Origin of the sequence: Pedobacter suwonensis, assembly GCF_044762335.1 — a bacterium.
In the GTDB taxonomy this organism is placed as follows: Bacteria; Bacteroidota; Bacteroidia; order Sphingobacteriales; family Sphingobacteriaceae; genus Pedobacter.
In genome coordinates this window covers 140,515-162,571 of record NZ_JBIWEB010000001.1, presented here as the reverse complement: position 1 = coordinate 162,571, position 22,057 = coordinate 140,515, and the positions used below count along the sequence as shown (strand labels likewise).

17 protein-coding genes and 2 tRNA genes are annotated in these 22,057 nt (G+C 40.2%); 13 read left to right on the top strand and 6 right to left on the bottom strand.

Annotated elements, in window-relative coordinates:
• Positions 1–26: 26 nt before the first annotated feature.
• On the bottom strand, positions 27–1,265 hold the full coding sequence (locus ACIQXP_RS00625; protein ID WP_387504405.1) for a site-specific integrase: 1,239 nt from the start codon (positions 1,263–1,265) through the stop codon (positions 27–29).
• 265 nt (positions 1,266–1,530) lie between these two features.
• Between ACIQXP_RS00625 and ACIQXP_RS00620 the strand changes: the two genes are divergently transcribed.
• Positions 1,531–1,941 carry a response regulator gene (locus ACIQXP_RS00620; protein WP_293744868.1) on the top strand — a complete coding sequence of 137 codons (411 nt, stop codon included), beginning with the start codon at positions 1,531–1,533 and terminating at the stop codon, positions 1,939–1,941.
• A gap of 234 nt (positions 1,942–2,175) precedes the next feature.
• Here ACIQXP_RS00620 and ACIQXP_RS00615 read toward each other — a convergent pair whose 3' ends face one another.
• Positions 2,176–2,355 (bottom strand): hypothetical protein, encoded by a 180-nt coding sequence (locus ACIQXP_RS00615; RefSeq protein WP_293744867.1) that lies wholly within the window; start codon positions 2,353–2,355, stop codon positions 2,176–2,178.
• Positions 2,356–2,848: 493 nt separating this feature from the next.
• Between ACIQXP_RS00615 and ACIQXP_RS00610 the strand changes: the two genes are divergently transcribed.
• Complete coding sequence (locus tag ACIQXP_RS00610) at positions 2,849–3,577, top strand: YoaK family protein (RefSeq protein ID WP_387504406.1); 729 nt, start codon at positions 2,849–2,851, stop codon at positions 3,575–3,577.
• Positions 3,578–3,736: 159 nt separating this feature from the next.
• Here ACIQXP_RS00610 and ACIQXP_RS00605 read toward each other — a convergent pair whose 3' ends face one another.
• Complete coding sequence (locus ACIQXP_RS00605; protein ID WP_293744865.1) at positions 3,737–5,671, bottom strand: LTA synthase family protein; 1,935 nt, start codon at positions 5,669–5,671, stop codon at positions 3,737–3,739.
• 394 nt (positions 5,672–6,065) lie between these two features.
• Here ACIQXP_RS00605 and ACIQXP_RS00600 point away from each other — a divergent pair, with 394 nt between their 5' ends.
• The 8 genes from ACIQXP_RS00600 (at position 6,066) to ACIQXP_RS00565 (ending at position 17,210) form a co-directional block, all read left to right on the top strand.
• The gene (locus ACIQXP_RS00600) at positions 6,066–6,743 is read left to right on the top strand and encodes a response regulator transcription factor (protein WP_387504407.1); all 678 of its coding nucleotides are present in this window, start codon (positions 6,066–6,068) and stop codon (positions 6,741–6,743) included.
• Positions 6,740–8,005 (top strand): sensor histidine kinase, encoded by a 1,266-nt coding sequence (locus tag ACIQXP_RS00595; RefSeq protein WP_387504408.1) that lies wholly within the window; start codon positions 6,740–6,742, stop codon positions 8,003–8,005. The genes ACIQXP_RS00600 and ACIQXP_RS00595 overlap by 4 nt, the downstream gene beginning before the upstream one ends.
• Before the next feature lie 355 nt (positions 8,006–8,360).
• A complete protein-coding gene (locus ACIQXP_RS00590) occupies positions 8,361–9,173 on the top strand; it encodes a phosphatase PAP2 family protein (protein ID WP_387504409.1) in 813 nt (270 codons plus the stop codon).
• A 33-nt stretch (positions 9,174–9,206) separates the two neighbouring features.
• Positions 9,207–10,454: a TolC family protein gene (locus ACIQXP_RS00585; RefSeq protein ID WP_387504410.1), complete on the top strand. Its 1,248-nt coding sequence runs from the start codon at positions 9,207–9,209 to the stop codon at positions 10,452–10,454.
• Positions 10,455–10,456: 2 nt separating this feature from the next.
• Entirely contained in the window at positions 10,457–11,383 is a 927-nt protein-coding gene (locus ACIQXP_RS00580) for an efflux RND transporter periplasmic adaptor subunit (protein WP_387504412.1), read from the top strand.
• A 2-nt stretch (positions 11,384–11,385) separates the two neighbouring features.
• The gene (locus ACIQXP_RS00575) at positions 11,386–14,409 is read left to right on the top strand and encodes an efflux RND transporter permease subunit (protein ID WP_387504413.1); all 3,024 of its coding nucleotides are present in this window, start codon (positions 11,386–11,388) and stop codon (positions 14,407–14,409) included.
• A gap of 247 nt (positions 14,410–14,656) precedes the next feature.
• Entirely contained in the window at positions 14,657–16,009 is a 1,353-nt protein-coding gene (locus tag ACIQXP_RS00570; protein ID WP_387504414.1) for a Gfo/Idh/MocA family protein, read from the top strand.
• Between the two features lie 115 nt (positions 16,010–16,124).
• On the top strand, positions 16,125–17,210 hold the full coding sequence (locus ACIQXP_RS00565; protein ID WP_387504415.1) for a phosphotransferase enzyme family protein: 1,086 nt from the start codon (positions 16,125–16,127) through the stop codon (positions 17,208–17,210).
• Positions 17,211–17,961: 751 nt separating this feature from the next.
• On the opposite strand, the gene ACIQXP_RS00560 is transcribed toward ACIQXP_RS00565, so the two are convergent.
• From ACIQXP_RS00560 to ACIQXP_RS00550, 3 genes are read right to left on the bottom strand one after another with little or no spacing between them, the layout of a single operon-like run.
• Positions 17,962–18,129, bottom strand: a complete 168-nt coding sequence (locus tag ACIQXP_RS00560; protein ID WP_090986935.1) for a type II toxin-antitoxin system antitoxin — start codon at positions 18,127–18,129, stop codon at positions 17,962–17,964.
• 2 nt (positions 18,130–18,131) lie between these two features.
• Positions 18,132–18,653, bottom strand: a complete 522-nt coding sequence (locus ACIQXP_RS00555) for a hypothetical protein (RefSeq protein ID WP_387504416.1) — start codon at positions 18,651–18,653, stop codon at positions 18,132–18,134.
• 5 nt (positions 18,654–18,658) lie between these two features.
• A complete protein-coding gene (locus ACIQXP_RS00550; RefSeq protein WP_090987012.1) occupies positions 18,659–19,516 on the bottom strand; it encodes an SPFH domain-containing protein in 858 nt (285 codons plus the stop codon).
• Positions 19,517–19,706: 190 nt separating this feature from the next.
• On the opposite strand from ACIQXP_RS00550, the gene ACIQXP_RS00545 reads away from it, so the two are divergent.
• The 3 genes from ACIQXP_RS00545 (at position 19,707) to ACIQXP_RS00535 (ending at position 22,054) form a co-directional block, all read left to right on the top strand.
• Positions 19,707–21,713 (top strand): HD family phosphohydrolase, encoded by a 2,007-nt coding sequence (locus tag ACIQXP_RS00545; RefSeq protein WP_293744906.1) that lies wholly within the window; start codon positions 19,707–19,709, stop codon positions 21,711–21,713.
• Positions 21,714–21,794: 81 nt separating this feature from the next.
• Positions 21,795–21,881: transfer RNA gene (locus ACIQXP_RS00540), tRNA-Ser, on the top strand.
• A 99-nt stretch (positions 21,882–21,980) separates the two neighbouring features.
• Positions 21,981–22,054: transfer RNA gene (locus tag ACIQXP_RS00535), tRNA-Pro, on the top strand.
• Positions 22,055–22,057 lie beyond the last annotated feature (3 nt).

Below are 22,057 nucleotides of genomic sequence, written 5' to 3'. Positions count from 1 at the left end.
GTAACAATTGAATAAGGTAGCCTTCTCTAATCCTGAAACTTGTTTTTGTAAGCTTCTTCGAAATATAGCCGTAGTGAAGATATGCGCCCGGTATCAATGTGGTTAATATAACGTTGGAACATCTGTTCGGAACTGTGCCCGGTTGCTTCCATCAGCAAAGAAGTGGGTATTTTGCCGTAAAAATTAGTTGCAAAGCTCCGTCGGCCGATGTGGCTGGTAACGGCTTTCCATTTAGGGATCATGCCGGTAACAACCCTGAAACCTGTTCTTTTGCCAATGCTGATCTGTGTATCGAAACCCGCCTGGCGAACGATCTCTTTGATCTGCTGGTTATATTTTTTAGGAGATACCTTTTGCGGGAAGTTACCATTGTTGTTCAGCTTGATAACCTGTACCGCTGGATGAAGAGGAAGTATCACATTGCGCAACGTCTTCTTTTGTACAAAAGATATACATTCCATGCCCTCCACATCCTGTATTTTGGAAGTGCTAAACTCCATAAAATCCGATACCCTTTGGCCCGTGTAGCAGCTGATGATCAGCCAGTCTCTTGCCGCTTGTAAGTTTTTTGGCAGTTCCATTCGTTTGATTTTGACGAGTTCATCTTCCGTAAGGGTTACAAAAGGCCTTTGCTTTCGCTCCTTTGGCAGTTCCAGTTCATATGCAAAGGTGCGTATTCCACGTTTTTCAAGGTGATTAAGTACAGTTTTAATAAAATTTACGGTGCGGTATGTTGTACTGGTGGCAAAAGCCTCGCGTTTGCAGTAGTTAAGAAACTCCTTTACAAAAGATCCGTTAACCTCACTGATCTTCAGGTGCCGCATCAGGTGGCCTTCAAAACGCTCTAACAGGTTGTAAAAGACCAAATATCGCCTGTGCGTAGATTTACAGATCAGGTGCGATCTGGCAGCGATGTAGTTTTCCATATGCCACAACAGGCTTTCTTCGGGGCATCTGGCATTTTCCGTTTTCGCAGCTTCACGGATGTTTTTTGAAAGCGCTCTAAGGGAGATTTTATCGAAATTCCAGGATATCGACTCCAGGTAGCCGGCTATTTTAATGCGTAACCTGTTCAGGCCATGATTAAGCTTTTTACAGCGCTTCAGATAAATATTATGTGGTCGCTGCTGCTGCTGGTCCCACAATTCTTTAGCAATACGGAAGGGCGTTTGTAACTGATGCAATTGTCCGATGGAATTATGTAGCTCCAAAAGCAAAACGCTTGAGTTGGGTTTATCCAATAAATTAAACGAGATGGTGATCATGGAAAAGATATGTTGCTAATTTTCAAGCAAATTAGTAAGAAAATTGGTCTTTTCCAGACTACTGTTTGATACGCAAATATAAAAAAAAGTTAAACTAAACAAAAGCTAAAACCCTCTGTTTTAAATAAAACAAGTTTTTTTAACAAAAATATTTCATTTCAAAAAAAGCATCCTGGTGGTGCTTTTTCCCATTTAAACAAGCTGGTAACCAATTGTAAAAATATTAATACTAGTCTGGAAAAGACTAAGATTAAACGCTTCAAAAATGGAACATAGACCAGTTAGCAATTTAGCAAAAATAAGGTTCGCCATAGCGGACGATTCTGAAATTCAGCATTTATTTATTGATGCTTTTGCGAAGCGGGTTGGCGGGTTTGATCTGGTGTTTTCAGCACTTAACGGTGCAGATCTTTTAGATGGACTGGGCCAGTTAGAGTGTCTGCCTCAGCTATGTATTCTCGATCTTCATATGCCTGTTATGGACGGCATTGAATCTGCCAGACAACTTAGGGAACGTTATCCTTCGATTATTCTGTTCGGTTGCACCGCAAGTGAAGATCCCGGAGAGATTGTGTGCATGCTCGAAAATGGGGTCCGGAAGGTGTATGCTAAGAAACATGCCGAACAAATATTCTGGGATTTCCGTCATCAAATAGGGGTATGTACACCACAATAATCAAACAGCTTTTACCAATGCAAATGTTTTAAATGATGCGGGTTTAGGTTCCGGATTCAAGGTTAAAATCGATCCTTGAAAATCTCTGATGTTAAAAAATAAAAAGAGCATGGATATAAAAAAAATAATCGTATGGGGAGGTGTTTGGCTAAGTGCCCTTATCTGGTTCCGGTTTTTAATCTATTTGATCGCTAAATATATCTTCTAAGTCATATGCATATCAAAAATCAAAATTTAAAATGCCCCTGGTGTAAAAAAACGGGCGAATGCGAAAGAACACATCGACCCGCCGCCGTAAAACTGTTCCTCCCGTTTATCAAGGCCCGGTTCATCTGCCTGCACTGTCTCCGGAAATTCAGCGTCATAAAAAATGCCAGATAATACCTGGTATATCGGAATCTGTCTGTAATGCATATCCTTTGTATTCTTTCGATAAAGATTTTAGTAGCTAAGCTACATGAGTCAACAATCTGATGTTATTGCTTTAGATGGGTAAATTACTGAATACGAGTGATATGGATGAATCACTGATACCTTAAAATAGTATCAACCTTCCTGGTCAATTCTCCTGAGGTACATTTAATACATCAGGCCATGTGCAGCGTTTCCCCGAAAATTCGTTCGGGGAATACCATCAATACCATCCGGTAACGTTTAAATTCCAGGAATATATGTTTTGCCCAAAAGTAAAATAAAACTTCAACCGGTTTTTAAAGTCACCTGTTCCGGCAGGCACTAACAATTATTGCTCATTTATTCGAAAAAACAGATCATTAAAATCAAAGCCTGTATAATAATTACAGATTTTTTACCATATTGATTTCCTATTAAGGCTGCTAATTTCAATCTTGCACAGCAAATTGAATTTCAGCATAATATCTGCCACATTTTTTTCAATTTTTACAGGATGTTAAGACACCTCGGTGAAAAAAGAAGTTTCAGCCATAACCTACGTTTGGCCGTTTTGTTATGCCTTAATGCAGGTTTTGTTAATGCAGCCGGTTTTATTGCTTTCGCCGTGTTAACCACTAACGTAACCGGTCATGCCGCATTATTGGCTGTAAACCTGGCTAAAATGGATCTGCGCGCTGCAGGGGTGGTAACACTCTGGCTCACTCTTTTTCTTTTTGGTGCATTTGCTTCCAGTTGGTATATCGGAAGGATCGGCCGTAACCGTCCATTTGCTTATACGGTACCCATATTATTTATCATTGCAGTTATGCTATTCGTGGCACTGGCTGGTGGCAGCTATAACCATTCCCTGTCTGAAACGGAATATTTGGCTGGAAGCCTCCTGCTTGCCATGGGTATGCAAAATGCGCTGGTTTCGGTAGTGTCGGGCGCAGTTGTTCGTACTACGCATCTCACTGGTATGTTTACAGATTTAGGCATCGACCTTTCTGTTGCTTTATTGTCGCGAAAAAACCTGAACAATGTACTTAAACGCCGCATATTGCTTAAACTGGCGATTATCGTCTCTTTCTTAACAGGAGGTGTGATAGGAGGAGTTGCCTATCTGAATATTGGTTTTCACGCTTTTTTTGTACCGGTAGGATTTCTATTGGTCGCGTTATTTTACGATTACTTCCGAATACGAATTAAAAGGGCAATTGTTCACCAGCTGCACAAAAGTTAAGCTGGCGCTCCAGGTAACCAGCTTTATCAACCAAAACCTGGTATTCCAGGTTTTGATCTGCTACCAATCGGTCCCAACATGCGTACCTTAGGTGCTAATGATATCGCATTAACCCCATTCAAGATCAGCCAGCCAATACTGATGAACACGTGATTAATGCTACTTTTTAGCTTCAAAGCCGTACAAACCATTTTGGTATAGGTACGATGCCATTTGATAATTGGATATCGCTTCATCAGTCAATCTCGGGTTTGCCGGTATGGCTACAGCACCGCCATTGGTAAAATCGGGCCTGTAGGTAGCCACCTTTTTTTGCGGATTTAAAATAACCAGGGTTTTGTTTTTGATGTATCCCAAACTCTGGTAGGTGCTGATAAAAGCCCGTTCATCACTATCCTTCATTTTAAATACATCCTGGCCAAAAAACTTACTGCTGTAACTGAAATTCAGATAACCCAGGATAGTAGGGCCAATATCAATCTGTGCAGTAAGTTTTTCGAATTTGCCTGGTGCGATATGTCCTGGACTGTAAAAAATCATTGGAATATGGTATTTATCAACCGGTAACTCTACTTTACCCGCACTTGATGCACAATGGTCGGCAACAACAACAAATAAGGTGTTGGAAAACCAGGGTTTCTGTTTTGCTTCGCGTATAAACTTGCCTATAGCATAATCAGTATATTTAACTGCACCTTCTCTGCCGGTATGAGATGGAATATCGATCCTGCCTTCAGGGTAAGTGTAGGGACGGTGGTTAGAAACCGTCATAATATGCGCGAAAAAAGGTTTTTTGTTTTGATAGTCCTTATCCAGTTCGCGTAACGAAAGCGTAAATAAATCTTCATCGGCCACACCCCAGATATTCGAGTAATGAATTTCTGAATCCTGAAGCGCACTTCTATCCGTTACCTGATAACCATTATTAGAGAAAAACTCGTTCATGTTATCAAAATATCCATAACCCCCGTAAATAAACCTGCTGTTGTAGCCTTTTGAACGAAATATGCTGCCTAAAGTAAACAGGTTTTTATTATCAGGTCGTTTTACAATGGACTGGCCTGGTGTTGGCGGAATACAAAGCGACAACGCCTCTAAACCCCGTACGGTACGCGTTCCGGATGCATATAAATTATCGAAGAGCAAACCTTCTTTGGCAAGCGAATCGAGTTGTGGCGTAATATGTTGCGTATTGCCAAATGAGCCTAAAAATTCAGCGCTTAAACTTTCTACACTAATCAGTACCACATTCATTTTGTTTTCGGTACCCGTGCTGCTAATGGCTCTGGACGTATTTTTAAATTCTCCTGCTACAGTTGAGTCTTGCTGAAGTAAATTACGCAAAATGCTTTCTGCTTTTTTGAGCGGTAGCGTTTTATAGAAAGTGTTAAAATCTAACTGATTATTCCAAAAAGCAAATCCAAAATCGTACATCCCATTGCCCGAAAGTTCATTTACATATTGGTTTTTGCTCAGGTACTTTAGTTTGTGGCTTACACCAAAATAGGTGAGTACCGGTAAACACAACAAAACCAGGGCTGTTGCGCTGCGTTTGGCAAAACCTGTTTTATGATAGGTTGAGGCAGTGATTGGTTTTCTCAACCCGTAAACAACCAATAAGGTAACCACAACCAAACCTACCATAATGCTGTTTATCGGGTACGATTGGCGGATATTTCCAATAACTTCTGTGGTGTAAACCAGGTAATCGACCGCTATAAAATTATAACGGACTGAAAATTCTTCCCAAAAGAACCATTCTGAAATGGCATTGAAAATAAGCGTAAAAACAACGAAGAAAAAGTAAATGAACAATAATACCCTGTTAAATTTGCTGGCATACCATTTGGAAGGCAGCAGAAATAGGTAAATTACAATCGGAATGATGGCGAATGATGCCGCTGCAAGATCATAAAATAGGCCAATAAACAGAATTTTAACGAGATTAAGTATCGACCAATCAATAGCAGATGCACTATAAATTAAGAGGGCCACTCTGGTCATCAGTGAGATACTGCACAATAGTACGGTAACTAAAAAAACTGGTCCAAATCTGTTATTTAGTAACTTATTGGTTTTTTCTTTAATGCTCATAGTTAATGATGGATCCAAAATTTGAATTTTACTTGACAGTTGTTAATGTTAAGTAATGGGCGAAGGTAGTTTTCAATTCTGAAGAAATCCTGAAGGTTTGGTTAGGCTTAAAGATATTATTAAAGTAAGACATTTAATAATTTTTTAATCTTATTCTAATCTAAAGTATTATCCATTAGCAATATAACAAAAGCTTATCTTTTTACCATCATCAAATAAAAGAGTTCGCATCAGGCCAAAAAAAGGGTAGTTATACTACAGTTTTCCTTCAGGATTAGCAGATAATATTGCTGTATTTACCGGGAAGCAGATACATTAATTTTCCAGAATGTTAATGGTATTTTTAATTTTCAGGTTTAAATGATTACTTTATGTATAACGAAATAATTAACCAATGAAAATTTTAGTCATTGAAGATGAACCCGCTTTATTAGAGAGTATTTTGGCTTATTTTACTGGCGAAGGGAATATTTGCGAGTATGCTTCAGATTTTGCCGCTGCCAATGAAAAAATATCACTTTATAGTTATGATTGTATTCTATTGGATTTGGGCCTGCCCGGTGGGGAAGGGCTGGAGCTTTTAACCAGGCTTAAACAGCTAAAAAAAAGAGATGGGGTATTAATTATTTCTGCGCGTCACTCTTTAGACGATAAACTAACAGGATTAGACCTTGGTGCAGATGACTATCTGGTTAAACCTTTTCATCTGTCAGAGCTTAAAGCACGCGTAAGTGCTATTATACGCCGGAAGAATTTTGATGGCAATAATGAGATTCTTTTTAACGAGATCACTGTCGATGTTTCGGCAATGAAAATTACCGTTAAAGGCAATCAGGTTATACTCACCAAAAAAGAATTCGATCTGTTGGTGTATTTTCTTTCTAACCGTAATAAAGTGGTGACTAAAAATGCGATGGCAGAACATTTATGGGGCGATGAAATGGACCTCTCAGATGATTTCGACTTTATTTACACCCACGTTAAAAATCTCCGTAAAAAGTTGATTGAAGCAGGATCAGCTGATTATCTTCGCTCTGTTTACGGAATAGGCTATAAATTTGGCGATGTATGAAACTTTCCTATCGTTACAACCGGGCTAATATTTTAACCTCTATTGTGGTGCTTATCATCACTGGGTTTGTTTACTATATTGTCATCCATTTTATCCTGACCGAAAAATTAGACCGGGATTTAGTCGTGGAAGAGAATGAAATTAATCAATACATCAATACCTATCATAAACTCCCTTTACCGGCAAGCTATCTCGATCAGCAGATATCATATCAAACCCTAAACGGGATTAGTTCAGAAAGAAAGTTTCTGAATACGATTTACTTTAACCCAAAGGAGCGCGAAAATGAGCCTGCACGAAGCCTCGTGACCGTTGTACATGTAAATGGTAAAGCCATAGCAGTAACCATAACCAAATCGAGGGTAGAATCCGAAAACTTGATCAGGATCATTCTCTTGATAACACTTGCAATTACAGTTGTTCTGCTGGTATCCTTATTGCTGATTAACCGATTTGTATTGAACAGACTCTGGCGACCTTTTTATGCTATTCTAAATGGGATGAAAGCTTTCGAAGTGGCACGAATGGATGCCATTGAGCAGGAACCAACCAAAATTGATGAGTTTAACGAGCTAAATAAATCTGTAAACGCCATGGCCGAAAAGGTGAGGCAGGATTATAAGGAACTTAAAAGTTTTACCGATAATGCCTCGCACGAAATGATGACCCCACTAGCCGTAATTAATTCTAAACTGGACTCTTTACTGCAAACAGAATCGTTTACCGCGCAACAGGGCGCATTATTGGAAGACATTTATCACGCCACAGGCAAATTATCAAGATTACATCAGTCATTACTATTGTTGGCCAAAATTGAAAACAACCTGATTCCGGATCTTCAGCAGCTCGAACTCAAAGAAATGGTAGAAGATAAAGCCCGTCAGTTCCAGGAATTATTGGATAAAAATAGCCTGATCCTGACCGCAGATCTTTCCCCGGTTGTGGTTACTATGAGCCGCTATCTGGCAGACATACTGTTGAATAATCTTTTCAGCAATGCAGTACGGCATAATGTAACCGGTGGGTACATTTTTATCAAACTAGATCAACGCAGCTTAAGTATTTCCAATTCAGGAAAACCTCATCAGATACAAACAAAAATTTTCGATCGCTTTTCTAAAGCTAAGGATTCTGATGGAATGGGGTTAGGTCTGGCCATTACCAAACAGATCTGTAATCTCTACAACTTTCGCATTGATTATCAGGAAGAAAACGGCGGGCATACTTTTAAAGTCTGTTTTAATGTAGAATTTTCTTCCTGAGTCATAATTTATTTGATAAAATCAATATGAATGACAGAGCCGCTGTCAAATTACCTGTTGCAAATCTGATTTAGAAGCTAGCGTTCGACTAATACTTAAAAATTAATATACTTTATTAGGACAAATTGCTAGCCGTTTCGTCATGCTGAATTTATTTCAGCATCTTTCTTGTTAAACCGCCTTGCTATAAAGACCCTGAAACAAGTTCAGGGTGACGGCCGTTCATGCAAAATTACCAAAGAACCCAAATTAAAGCACATTATTAATCGAACCCAGATTAGAAAATAGTTTGCCTCCACCCATATCTTCAGAATTTCTCCATAATTCGATCATAGTTTTGATTAAAATTTATACGATGAAAAGGTTTTTAGGAATGCTGTTGATAATGGTAATTTATACCGGTCAAACTTATGCCATTACCATTATTCAGTCGATCCAAGGTGCAGATTCGCTTAAAAATGTTCCTGCAGATTCGTTGGGGAGATGGTATGCGGGTAATCCGATTCCGAAAAAAAGATTTCAGGCAACCGCATTTATTGCGCCTGTTTTACTTGCCGGCTATGGTTTTGCAGCGGTTTACGATCATGGCGCATTAAAACAGCTGGATGTGAGTACCCGGGCAGAATTACAGGAAGATCATCCTTTATTTGCAGCCCATGTTGATGATTACATGCAGTTTGCGCCTGCTGCAGCGGTTTATGCGCTTAATTTATCGGGCATAAAAGGTAAACACAATTTGTTTGATGCTTCCATGTTATATGCTACATCAGCTGCTATTATGGGTGTTTCTACCCATTTTGTGAAACAGGGCGTGGGTAGAGAACGGCCTGATGGGTCGGGGACAAATTCTTTTCCGTCAGGACACACCGCCTCTGCATTTATGGCCGCAGAATTTCTGCACCAGGAGTACAAAGATGTTAACCCGTGGATAGGTTATGCTGGTTATTTTGTGGCCACGGCCACCGGAACATTGCGGATGTATAACAATAAACATTGGTTTAGCGATGTGGTGGCAGGTGCCGGATTCGGGATTGCTGCTACAAAAATATCTTATCTGGTGTATCCCTACATCAAAAGCCTTTTTACCACCAAAAAAGAAGGAAATTTTACTTTCATGCCCTTTCATCAGCAAGGGAGTACGGTGTTAATGCTTTCGGGCAGATTTTAATATTTTCTATATTTTTTGAATTGAAGTCACACCATGAATGTAAGGATTAAATATCTGGTTTTAGGCTTGATCACTTTTTGTGTAACGGGCGCTTCTGCGCAAACAGCCTCCAAAAATCTCGATTATTATCTGAAACAGGCTGAATCGGTTAGTCCGCTGCTTAAAGATTATCAAAACCAGCAGCGTGCTGTTGGCATAGATAGTCTGATTATCCGTGCTACGGCAGGGGCACAGGTTACGGCCAGTTCTACGGGCATGTACGCACCAACTGTTCGCGGTTACGGTTATGATGAGGTGCTTACCAACGGACAGGCGCTGGAAGCTTTACTTAATGTAAATTATGATCTGCTAAATAAAAAGCGGATCAACAATCAGCTCCAAAGTATTAAAATTCAGAGCGATTCCATCAAATATGCAAGCCAGCTATCCTTATACGATTTGCAAAGAGCCGTAATCGATCAATATATTTCAGCTTATGCCAGCCAGGAACAGGTTGGTTTTAACCTCGAAGTGGTTAAACTGCTAGAAACAGAAGAAGTATTACTTAAAAAACTAACCCGGAGCAACATTTACAGGCAATCTGAATATTTAACCTTTCTGGTGACGCTGCAACAGCAGCAACTGGTGCTTAAACAAACTGAATTGCAATTCAAAAATGATTTTGCCACTTTAAACTATCTGGCTGGCCTTGCAGATACGATCCCGGTTAAGTTAGCCGATCCAAAATTGCAGGCCAACTTTAATATTACTAATCAGGTTTTTTTTAATAAACTTTTCGATATTGACAGTTTAAAAAACATCAATCAAAGAAACGCAGTACAGTTTAATTACCATCCCAAATTAAGCGTGTATGCAAACGGTGGTTATAATTCTTCATTTGCGCTGCAGCCCTATAAAAACTTTGGCACCAGTGTAGGTTTCACTTTCTCTGTTCCCATTTACGATGGACATCAGAAAAAGAAGCAGTATGAAAAGCTCAGCTTGGCAGCAAAAACAACCTCAGGATACCGTGACTTTTTTACCCGGCAACAGCAGCAACAATTGCAACTTATCCGTCAACAGATTAACCAGACTAATGCACTTTTTCCGAAAATTGAAGAGCAGATCCGTTTAAGTAAAGGTTTGATAGAGGTAGATAGCAAACTGATGCATACAGGTGACCTGAAAGTTGCTGATTTTGTCATTGCAATCAATAACTACATGGCAGCTCAGAACCTGTTGAGGCAAACCAATATTAACCGATTAAAACTAATCAATCAATTAAATTACTGGAACCGATAACCATGAAAAATATACTAAAATTGTGTTGTGGACCTATCGCCATATGGTTTGTTTTTTCGGGGTGTAACCATTCAGCCCCTGCAGATACTCAGGATGAGCCTTCGCCAATTACTCCCGTTCAGGTAACTACTATACGCGATAGTGCACTGGCAGAATATGTGGAGCTTTCGGCAGTGTCAGCCTATCTGGAGAAAAGTTTTGTAAAGGCAAACATCAATGGTTATGTAGAAAATACCCGGGCCGTATTGGGTAAGCAGGTAAGCAGCCATCAGCTATTATTTAGTTTAATTACCAAGGAGGCAAAATCGATCGGCAATAGTGTAAATAAACTGGATGCCGGGTTTAAATTTTCAGGTATCTCCAGTATCAGAGCCGATCAGGCCGGGACAATTATCCAGGTAAACCATCAAAAAGGAGATTATGTGCAGGATGGAGAAGCTTTGGCTACCATTAGCAACAGAAATAGTCTTGTTTTTCTCCTCGATTTGCCTTACGAATATCATCACCTGATCAATCAGAACAACAATGTGGATATTTTTTTACCAGATGGAACCAAAATGATCGGAACAGTTTCAGGCACAATGCCTGCGGTAGATTCGTCGGCACAGACCCAACGTTATATTCTTAAAGTGGGTTCAGCTCAAGATATTCCGGAAGGTTTGATTGCAAAGGTGAGGTTAACTAAAATTAAACATGAACAGGCCCAGGTATTGCCAAAATCGGCCATATTGGCTAACGAAACTGAAGATGAGTTTTGGGTAATGAAACTCATTAATGATTCAACAGCGGTAAGAATCAATGTGAAAAAAGGCATCGAAAACCAGAATACCATTGAAGTTCTTGATCCGAAATTTTCGAAGACCGACCGGATCATTACAACCGGAAATTATGGAATTGCCGATACGGCTAAAGTCAAAATCCAGAAATAGCCATGAATAAGTTTTTTATTTCCCATAAAAACCCTATCCTGGCCGTGTTGCTCATGATCCTGGTGGGCGGCATATATTCCTTTAACCAGCTAAAAACAGGGCTTTTTCCTGAAATTACATTTCCAAAGATTAAAATCATTGCCGATGCAGCATTACAGCCGGTTGATAAGATGGTGGTTACCGTATCCCGTCCTTTAGAAAATGCCGTAAAACAAGTGCCCGATCTTCAGTTGGTAAGGAGTACCACCAGCAGGGGCAGTTGCGAGCTTTCTGCATTTATGAATCCCGGCGCCGATATCGATCTCAGTCAGCAGCGCATAGAATCGCAGATTGCTAAAATTAGTGCTTCATTGCCGGCAGGGGTTAATATCTCGGTAGAAAAAATGAATCCTTCTATCCTTCCGGTAAGTGGATATAGTTTAGAAAGCCATAATTATTCATCTGTTGAACTGAAAAAAATCGCCACCTATACCGTAAAACCTTTTCTTTCGCAGGTTGATGGAGTTTCCGAAATCCGCGTAATAGGTGGTAAGAGCAAGGAATACTGGCTGGAGCTTGATGTACAAAAAATGCAGACGCTGGCTATCACTCCAGATCAGATCAGCACGGCACTCAGCCAAACCAATTTTATAAAATCCAATGGCTACCTGGCCGATCATAACTACCTCTACCTGTCTGTCACTGATGCTACGGTAAAAAACAAAAGCGATCTGGAAAATCTGGTATTGATCAGAAGGGGTAACCGGATAATCAGGGTAATGGATGTGGCAAAAGTCAATATTCAGCAAAGCGTAGAATATACCCGCATCAATGCCAATGGTAAAGACGGTATCCTGATTGCCGTAATTAAACAGCCTAATGCCAACCTGGTCGATCTTTCTAACGAGATGTTTACCAAAGTGGAGCAACTGAAACATATCCTGCCTGCCGGCGTAAGTATAAAACCATATTATATACAAGCAGATTTTGTTAACGAATCGGTAAAAAGTGTACGCGATAGTTTATTAATTGGTTTGGCATTGGCTATTCTGGTCGCCATTATTTTTCTCAGATCGCTCAAGGCAAGTATTACCATTTTAATTACCATACCCATCACACTTTGTTTAACCGTAATCGTCCTTTATTTTATTGGTTATTCGCTCAATATCATGACACTCGGTGCTATTGCAGCCGCTATCGGTTTAATTATCGACGACGCCATCGTCGTGGTCGAGCAAATTCACCGTGCACACGAAGAGCATCCGGAAGAACTGACTATGCAATTGTTGAGTAAAGCCGTTGGCTATCTTTTTCCGGCTATGCTTGGTTCATCAATTAGTACGATAGTGATTTTTATTCCATTTGTATTGATGACCGGTGTTGCGGGTGCTTATTTCCAGGTAATGACCAATACCATGATTATTACACTGGTTTGTTCTTTCTTTGTGACCTGGATCGGTTTACCCGTAATTTATCTTTTACTTACCCGAAAAGGGGGCAGCCACGCGGCCTCCGGTAAAAAGCTAACCGTACACGAGGTCAAATCGCAAAATTGGGTCCCTTACTTTATTCAACGACCTTATATAACCATTGCATTTATACTGATACTGATCACATCGGTTATATTGATTTTCCCAAGATTAGAAACCGGATTTCTCCCTGAAATGGACGAGGGGAGTATTGTGTTGGATTATGCTTCGCCTCCAGGGACTTCGCTCGAGGAAACCGATAGAATGCTAAAAGAAGTAGAAAAGGAAATCGTTAAAATCCCCGAGGTTGAAGCTTATTCGCGAAGAACGGGAACGCAGATGGGGTTTTTTATCACCGAACCCAATACCGGCGATTATCTGATTCAACTGAAACATAACCGTACCAAAAGTACAGATGAGGTGATTTCGGAGATCCGTAAGCACATCGAAAATACACAACCCGCCTTAACCATTGATTTCGGGCAGGTAATTGGTGATATGTTGGGCGATTTAATGAGCACGACCAAACCCATAGAGGTGAAAATTTTTGGCAACGACCAGGAAAAACTGCAGGTTTTGGCTAAAAAGATAGCCGATCTGGTTGCACATGTTGGTGGTACCGCCGATGTGTTTGATTGCATTGTACATTCAGGGCCAACTGTAAATATTCAGCCTGATTTTAACATGCTGGCACAGTACGGTGTGAGTCCCGCATCCTTTCAATCGCAGCTCCAAACCGCCATGCAGGGAACTTTAATTGGCGATTTATATGATAAGCAACAACTTTCACCCATCCGCATGGTTTATCCCGGAAGCAGGACCTTTAGCGTGGCCGATATCAACAAGCTTAAAATTTTCTTACCCAGTGGAACTGCAGTGCCTATACAGCAGATGGCCAGGGTTGATCTTAAAGCAGGGAATGCCGAAGTAGAAAGAGAAAATTTGCAGACCATTGGTGTAGTTACGGCAAGATTGGATAACCGCGATCTGGGCAGTGTAATGAAGGATTTAAAGAAAACCATAAATGCCAGTATAAACCTGCCATCGGGTTATCATATCGAATATGGTGGCGCATATAAAGAACAGCAGCAATCTTTTTCTGAACTGCTTACCATTCTGATCGCCTCAGGTTTATTGGTGTTTAGTGTAATTTTGTTTCTTTTTAAGGATTTTAAAATTGCCTTCCTCATTTTATTAATCTCTGTTCTGGGTATTTCCGGAAGTTATTTAGCCTTGTTTTTAACCCATACACCACTCAATGTAGGCAGTTATACCGGATTGATTATGATTGTAGGCATTATCGGCGAGAATGCCATATTTACCTTTTTACAGTTTAAAGAATCGCTTGTGGAACAAAATGTTGATGATGCGATAACCTTCGCCATCTCTACACGGTTAAGGCCGAAGTTAATGACAGCCCTTGGGGCGATTATTGCCTTAATGCCCCTGGCTTTAGGTATTGGCGCAGGTGCACAATTGCATCAGCCACTGGCTATAGCGGTAATTGGGGGCTTTATAGTAGCATTGCCTTTATTACTCATTGCTTTACCAGGTTTGATCAGGAAAATTTATATATAAAGGCACAAACCTGGATTATAGATGGTGCCTTTTGCGGAAAAATAAGATTTATTCCCAAAATTTTCCCTAATCCATTCTGCTAAGGAAGGTGAATGGAAAGGGCATTTTTACAAAAATTGTAAAATGCTGTCGCTGATAAAATGGCTTATAACAGGTTAGTCAATCGTTTGCGCGGTAATTGATCTTGTAATCCCCAATAGCTTGTGTTACTTTTAAAAATACAAATCAACAAAACCAAAAAACACCAATGGAACGTAGAGAATTTATCAAAAATGGCACATTTACGGCTGCGGGTTTAACCATCCTGCCAACCGGAAGTTTATTTGCATCATCAGACAGTGGAAAAGTAAGACTAGGTTATATCGGGGTAGGCGCACGTGGAATGAGTCATATTTCTGAAGGGGCCTTGAGAGATGATGTAGAAATTGTTGCCATTTGCGATACCCAGGAAAGCTCACTTAAAATTTGTCGTAATTTTATCGCTAAAAAAGGCAGACCTGCAGCAACAGAATATACCGGAGGCTTAGATGCTTATAAAAAACTTTTAGACCGTAAAGATATTGACGCCGTAATTATTGCAACACCATGGCAGTTTCACCGTGACCAGGCTGTTGATGCCATGAAAGCGGGTAAATATGTAGGCTGCGAAGTCATTGCAGGTTTAACTGTAGAAGATCACTGGGATATTGTAAATACCTCTGAAAAAACAGGTATGCCTTACATGACTTTAGAAAACGTTTGTTACCGTAGAGATGTAATGGCGGCTTTAAATATGGTTAGGCAGGGACTTTTTGGCGAATTGTTACACCTTGAGGGCGGCTACCAGCATAACTTAAGAAACGTACTGTTCAACAATGGTAAAGATTATTATGGTGGTGGGGTAGAGTTTGGACCTAAAGCCTTGAGCGAGGCGCAATGGCGGACACAATTTAATATCGATCAGGATGGTGATTTATATCCAACGCATGGAGCTGGTCCGATCATGCAATATGCCAATATCAATAGGGGGAATCGTTTTACAAGTCTGGTATCGTTCAGTTCTAAAGCCAAAGGTTTGGCCGCTTATGTAGAAGAAATGTCGCCGGGCCACCCCAATGCCAAAATCAATTATAAAAATGGCGATGTGACTACTACCATGATCAATTGTGCAAATGGCGAAACCGTTTTGTTAAGTCATGATACACACTTGCCACGTCCGTATTCACTCGGTTTCAGGGTGCAGGGAACAAAAGGACTCTGGATGGATGTAAACAAATCGGTTTATATCGATCACCAATCAAAGAAAGATGATGTATGGGATCCTGCTCAGGAATGGTTTGCCAAATATGATCATCCGCTTTGGAAAAAATATGAAGCAGAAGCAGTAGGCGCAGGTCACGGCGGCATGGACTGGTTTGTATTTAATGGATTTATCCAGGCAGTAAAACAGAAAAGACAAACACCAATCGATGTGTACGACTCGGTAACCATGAGTGTGATTAGTCCACTTTCTACAAAATCTTTAAAAGAGGGGAATATGCCACAGAAATTCCCGGATTTTACCAAAGGAAAATGGAAAGACCGAAAAAATACTTTCGCTTTAGACGATAGCGGTTTTTAGTCTCGGTTGCGGGTATTGCTTATGGCTTACCCGCATATTTTAATACGCAGCTTTATTCAGGTTGATCAGATGGTTTGCCTGGAATAATTTTTATTCAAATATATAATACCACCTTATGTTTCAGGCAGTTTTAGGTACTTACGGACTTCGCGCAGAAAAGTGTAAAATTGAACCCTTTGGCTCAGGTTTAATTAACCATACCTGGAAAGTTTGCCATGAAGGCTCAGCCTATATCTTGCAGGAGGTAAATAAAGCAGTTTTCCATCATCCTCAACATATTGCTCAAAATATCAGGGCAATAAAAGCATATCTGGATCAAACTGCTGCCGGATATTTGTTTATTGCACCCATTAAGGCCCTAAATGGAGATGATTTTGTAGTAGTCAACAATCATTTTTACAGGATTTTTCCATTTCTAGCGCATTCTTGCTCAGTTGATTTTGTACAACAGCCTGAACAGGCCTATCAGGCAGCCAAACAGTTTGGTCAATTCACCAGGATGCTCCGCGCCTTCGATGTACAAAAATTAAAACCCACCATTGAAGATTTTCATAACCTGCCCTTACGTGTAGTGCAGTTTAAAAAAGCATTAGCAAAAGCTGGTAACGAAAAGATTAAAGAGGCAAAGTTTGCTATAGAGGAGATCATCAGGCATGATAATATAGAAGCACAGTATGCGCAGCTGGTGAGTAGCGGCGCACTTCATTTGCGGGTGGTGCATCACGATACCAAAATAAGCAATGTTTTGTTACAGGCCGAAACCGGCGTAGGTTTATGCGTAATCGATTTGGATACGGTAATGCCCGGATACTTTATCAGCGATGTGGGAGACATGATGCGCACCTATCTTTCAGAAGCCAATGAAGAAGAAAATGATTTTAATAAAATCGTCATTAGAAATGATGTTTTTGCTGCAATTTATAAGGGCTACATGAAAGAAATGAACCAGGTTTTAACTTCCGCTGAAAAACAGTTCTTTATCTATTCAGGCAAATTTATGATTTACATGCAGGCAGTAAGGTTCATCACCGATTTCTTGAACGGTGATATTTACTATAAAACAAATTATCCTGAACAGAATTTGGTAAGGGGCTTAAATCAGATTGATTTATTAAACAAGTACGTGGCCAGGCAGCTGGAATTTGAAGAAATAATAAGCGAAATTGATCGAAATAAGGAAATAGTTCTAAAAAAATATTAAAATGATCGGCGCAATTTGAGGTGTCATGTTGAAATGCATAGGTTTGTTTTATAGCGTTTTATGGGTGATTTATTCTTCTTTGGAATAGTTCTTTGTATCTCTTACATTTATCCTGCGCAAACGTTTGATCAGTCATTGAGGGTCGGTAGATAAGAGTGCAGGTGTTTGTGCTGTAACCGTTAGTGCCTAAACCCGATCTGATGGCTACAGGTTTTTTCCTTCCAGTTTACTTCCCTTCTTATCCAGGATGGGTGCCCGTAGGGCGGGGTGGTTGATCAGCTCGTTATAAATAAGTTAGCTTAACACTTAAATTTCGTGACCGTTGGTTTAATCAATTTAGGTTTTTTGGAAATGAACGGTGATATGCGTTTCGCTTAGTGCAGTCCTGCTGTACGCTGTAGCCCTCGTACCTCGGGGCTGCCGCTGCCATCAGGTTTAATTACCTTGGCCGGTGCTGCTTCGGGTCTCTGAATTCCGGAACCAGTTTACTACCCTCCTTATTCAGGAGAGTTGGCCGTAGGGCGGGGTGGTTGATCAGTTTGATGTAAAGCGGTGGATTTTGCGTTAGGGATTGTAAGGGTATAGTACCGATCCTTTATCGGTACCGGAACGGAGCGCAGCGCAGCCCTGAGCCCGACCCCATCCCGATTTTTTCATCGGGATGGGGAACGCCCATATTATTTATCAGTTGGCAATCTGTATTTTACAGTTCGCAGTTTATCGTATTTAATTTCCAGTTAGCCTCTAAAATTTATTCTTCTTTTGCTTTTCCCTTTTTTCTTGATTTTAATGCCTGTGTTAACAGAAACTCGATCTGCCCGTTCGTACTCCTAAACTCATCGGCGGCCCAGTTTTCCACTTCTTTTAACAAAGCAGGACTAATTCTTAATACAAACGCTTTTTTATCTTTCTCCGCCATTCTTATTGTATTGCTTGTATATGATACCTTGTTTTTAAGTTGATCAGGAATAATTCCATTTCATCAATTCTATTTGAGCTGAACAGCAGTTTTTTGCCGTTTTTAAATTCCAGCTGCAAGCCCCTGTCTTTGTCGTTTAAGATATAGGCTTTATCATCAAATTTAAACCAAAGCCTGATTTTAACGCCATAGCCGCCATAATCACCAAACGCATCATATTTCGTGATATGGGCTTTCGCTATTTCATCCCATTTAAGGTGTTTTAATCTGGCTTTGAAGGGAAAATAACGATAATAAATTCCTTCCTCGTTGATCCGCAGTGTTAAAACATTTTGCTGGATGAGGTAAATAATGGCAAAAGGTAAAATTACGGCCCAAAGCGGTGCAAAATAAACAGCTTTTAAATCTGTAAAACTTATGCCTCCTTTGTCAAAAAGTACGATGCTTAATACAATGATGGCATCAACACTTACGAGGAGGTATAGCCACCACAATTTTAAATGCTGTTGCTCCTCAAATTCCATTTTACCTAATTATATAAAGTGCCGGTGTTTACCACAGGTTGCACATGGCGGTCGCCGCAAAGTACAACCAGTAAATTGCTTACCATAGCTGCCTTACGCTCTTCATCCAGTTCTACAATTCCTTTTTGCGATAATTTTTCCAATGCCATTTCTACCATGCCCACTGCACCTTCAACAATTAATTTACGCGCTGCAATAACTGCTGTAGCCTGCTGACGCTGTAACATGGCGCTGGCAATTTCAGGTGCATAAGCCAGATGCGATATCCTGGCCTCCAAAACCTCAATGCCTGCGCGCGATAAACGCTCATTCAGTTCACTCTCCAAAAGTTCACTTACTTTTTCGGCACCATCTTTTAAGGTAATGCTCGTTTCTTCTCCTTCAGCATGATCATAAGGAAAGATATTGGCCAGGTGCCTTACGGCAGCTTCACTCTGGATGTTGACATATTGCATGTAATTTTCGACAGAGAAAACGGCTTTAGCCGTTTCGTTTACTTTCCAGACAACAACGGCCGCAATTTCTATCGGATTACCCAGTTTATCGTTCACCTTCAATTGCTGCCCGTTTAAATTGTTTGCTTTTAACGATACCCGCCTTTTTGCGGTTAAAGGATTTACCCAGAAAAAGCCGTCAGCTTTTACCGTGCCCATGTATTTTCCGAACAGGGTGAGTACCATCGATTGATTGGGGTTGATGATTAAGAAGCCCGGAAAAAGCAGAAATACATCTATGGCCAAAAGTACGCCTCCCCAAATAAAGATTCCTGAAACAAAACAGAAAATGGAAGCGCCCAATAATGCTAAGCTTAGTGCAAAAGTTAAATAGCCAGATGGCGGATTGATAATTTTTTCTTGATACATAATTGATATTAATTTGATATCATAAAGTAAAATATAAAATCTGGTAATTGCAAACAAAACGCACAAAATGTATATTAGATAAAAATGTTATTTTTGACAATACTATAAATACATCGCTTTGGCCAAAATCAAAAGAAATTCGCATAAGATCCTTTACCGTAAATATTCATCAAACCTGAAATATGTGATGATGATATTTACCGTTTTCATTATTACGCTATTCCTGCCCAAACAGCCCCGGTTTAGATATGAGTTTGAAAAAAATGCAGTATGGAAAAACAAAGATCTGATTTCGCCTTTCAGTTTTGCTATTTTAAAAACCAATCCGCAGGTTAGTGCAGATAAAAAGAATGCTTTAAAAGATATTCTGCCCGTTTACCAGCTGGACAGGAGTGTTACGGACAATGCATTGGAAGAGTTTGCGAATGAATTTGATGTGAAGTGGAGGTCGAAACAGCTTAGCGAGAAAGAGCGGGATACTTATAAAAGTGCGGCCTACAAATTATTGCAGCGCATTTACCAGAAAGGTATTATTGGTCTGAATGTGAAACACCAGGCAGGCGGTAAAAACTATGATTTTTCATTGGTTGAAAACAATGTGTCACAGGAGAAAAATACACAGGATGTTTTTACTGCTGAATCGGCCCTGAATTTTTTTAAAGATAATTTTAAGGCGCCAAATCAGGTTATGGGCGATTTAGTGGCAAACCTGGCCATTGATCATATTACTCCAAATATCATATTTGATGAACGGTTGACGCAAACCATACAGGATAATACGGTGAACAACATTTCCACTACCAAAGGGATGGTGCAAAAGGGGGAGCTTATTGTTGCCAAGAACGATGTGATTGACGAGGAAATTTATCAGAAACTGGAATCTTATAAAGCTACTTACGATGCACAAACCAAAACCATTGGCAGCAGGGCACTGGTTTACTTAGGGCAGGTAGTGTTGGTTGGCTTTATTGTAACCATATTAATGTCCTTCCTTTTTCTTTTCCGGAAAGATATTTTTGCCGATAACCGCCAGCTTTCCTTAATCCTTATTGTCACCACAGGAATGCTGCTGGCTTTAACCTGGGCCATTAAGATGGAGATCCCAAGTTTATACTATATTCCTTTTTGTGTGGTGCCGATTATCATCAGGATCCTGTTCGATACCCGTTTGGCGCTTTACCTTCACATGCTGGTCATTTTAATTGCCGGTTTCTTTGTGGCCAATAGTTTCGAATTTGTGTTCTACCAGGTTACTGCGGGTATGGTGGCTATATTCAGCATCAAAAACTTTGTAAAGCGCGAGCGGTTTCTGGTTTCGGCCTTATTTATTCTGCTGGCCTATTTTGTATCTTTTGTAGGCATTGCCTTACTCCGCGAAGGTTCTTTCCGTGAAATCGAATGGGTAAATTTTGTCCCTTTTGTTTTTAGTGTATTGTTATCACTTCTGGCGTATCCGTTAATTTACCTTTTTGAGCGTATTTTCGGCATCACTTCGGATGTAGCGCTGATCGAACTCACCAATACCAATAATAAACTGCTAAGGGAACTGGCTTTTAAGGCACCTGGAACCTTTCAGCATTCGTTGCAGGTGGCTAACCTTGCTGAGGCAGCAATATTTAAAATTGGTGGTAATTCTGTGCTGGTTAGGGCAGGGGCCTTATATCACGATATTGGTAAGGTAGACAATCCACAATATTTTATCGAAAATCAGAATACCGCTGTGAGTCCGCACGATAAATTGCCTTACGAGCAAAGTGCGCAGATTATCATTCAGCATGTGCACAAGGGAATTGAAATTTTAAGAAGAAACCAGATTCCTGAAGCCATTATTGATTTTATCAGGACACATCATGGAAATACCCGGGTGGATTATTTTTATCAGTCGTTTTTGAAAAATACACCAGAAAAATTCGTCGACGAAAATATTTTCCGCTATCCCGGCCCTATACCTTTTAGCAAGGAAACCGGGGTGTTAATGCTTGCCGATTCGGTGGAAGCAGCCTCAAGAAGTCTGAAAAATCCCGATGCGCAGAACATAAACGATATCGTTGAGCGCATCATCAACTATAAATTGGAGCAAAATCAGTTAGATGACTGCGATTTGACTTTAAAAGATATTGAGACTATCAAATTGATATTCAAGACGATGCTGATGAGCATCTATCATGTGCGCATAGATTATCAACAAAATTTGTAATTTTTTTTTGTTCGATAACTTGTTTTACTATATTTGCAGACCTCAAAACAACGCCGGTAGGGCGGAAAAAGGAGGTTGAAAGGTGAGGTGCCTGAGAGGCCGAAAGGAACAGTTTGCTAAACTGTCGTACTGGTAACGGTACCGCGGGTTCGAATCCCGCCCTCACCGCTGAAATAAAAAAAATGGTAAATAAATGGAAAAACCCAATAAAATCCATATCTTTGCCAACCCTTAGAAATAAGGTTAAAAAAGATCGATACCAAAGTTCGGGATGTAGCGTAGCCCGGTATCGCGCCACATTTGGGATGTGGAGGTCGTAGGTTCGAATCCTGCCATCCCGACAC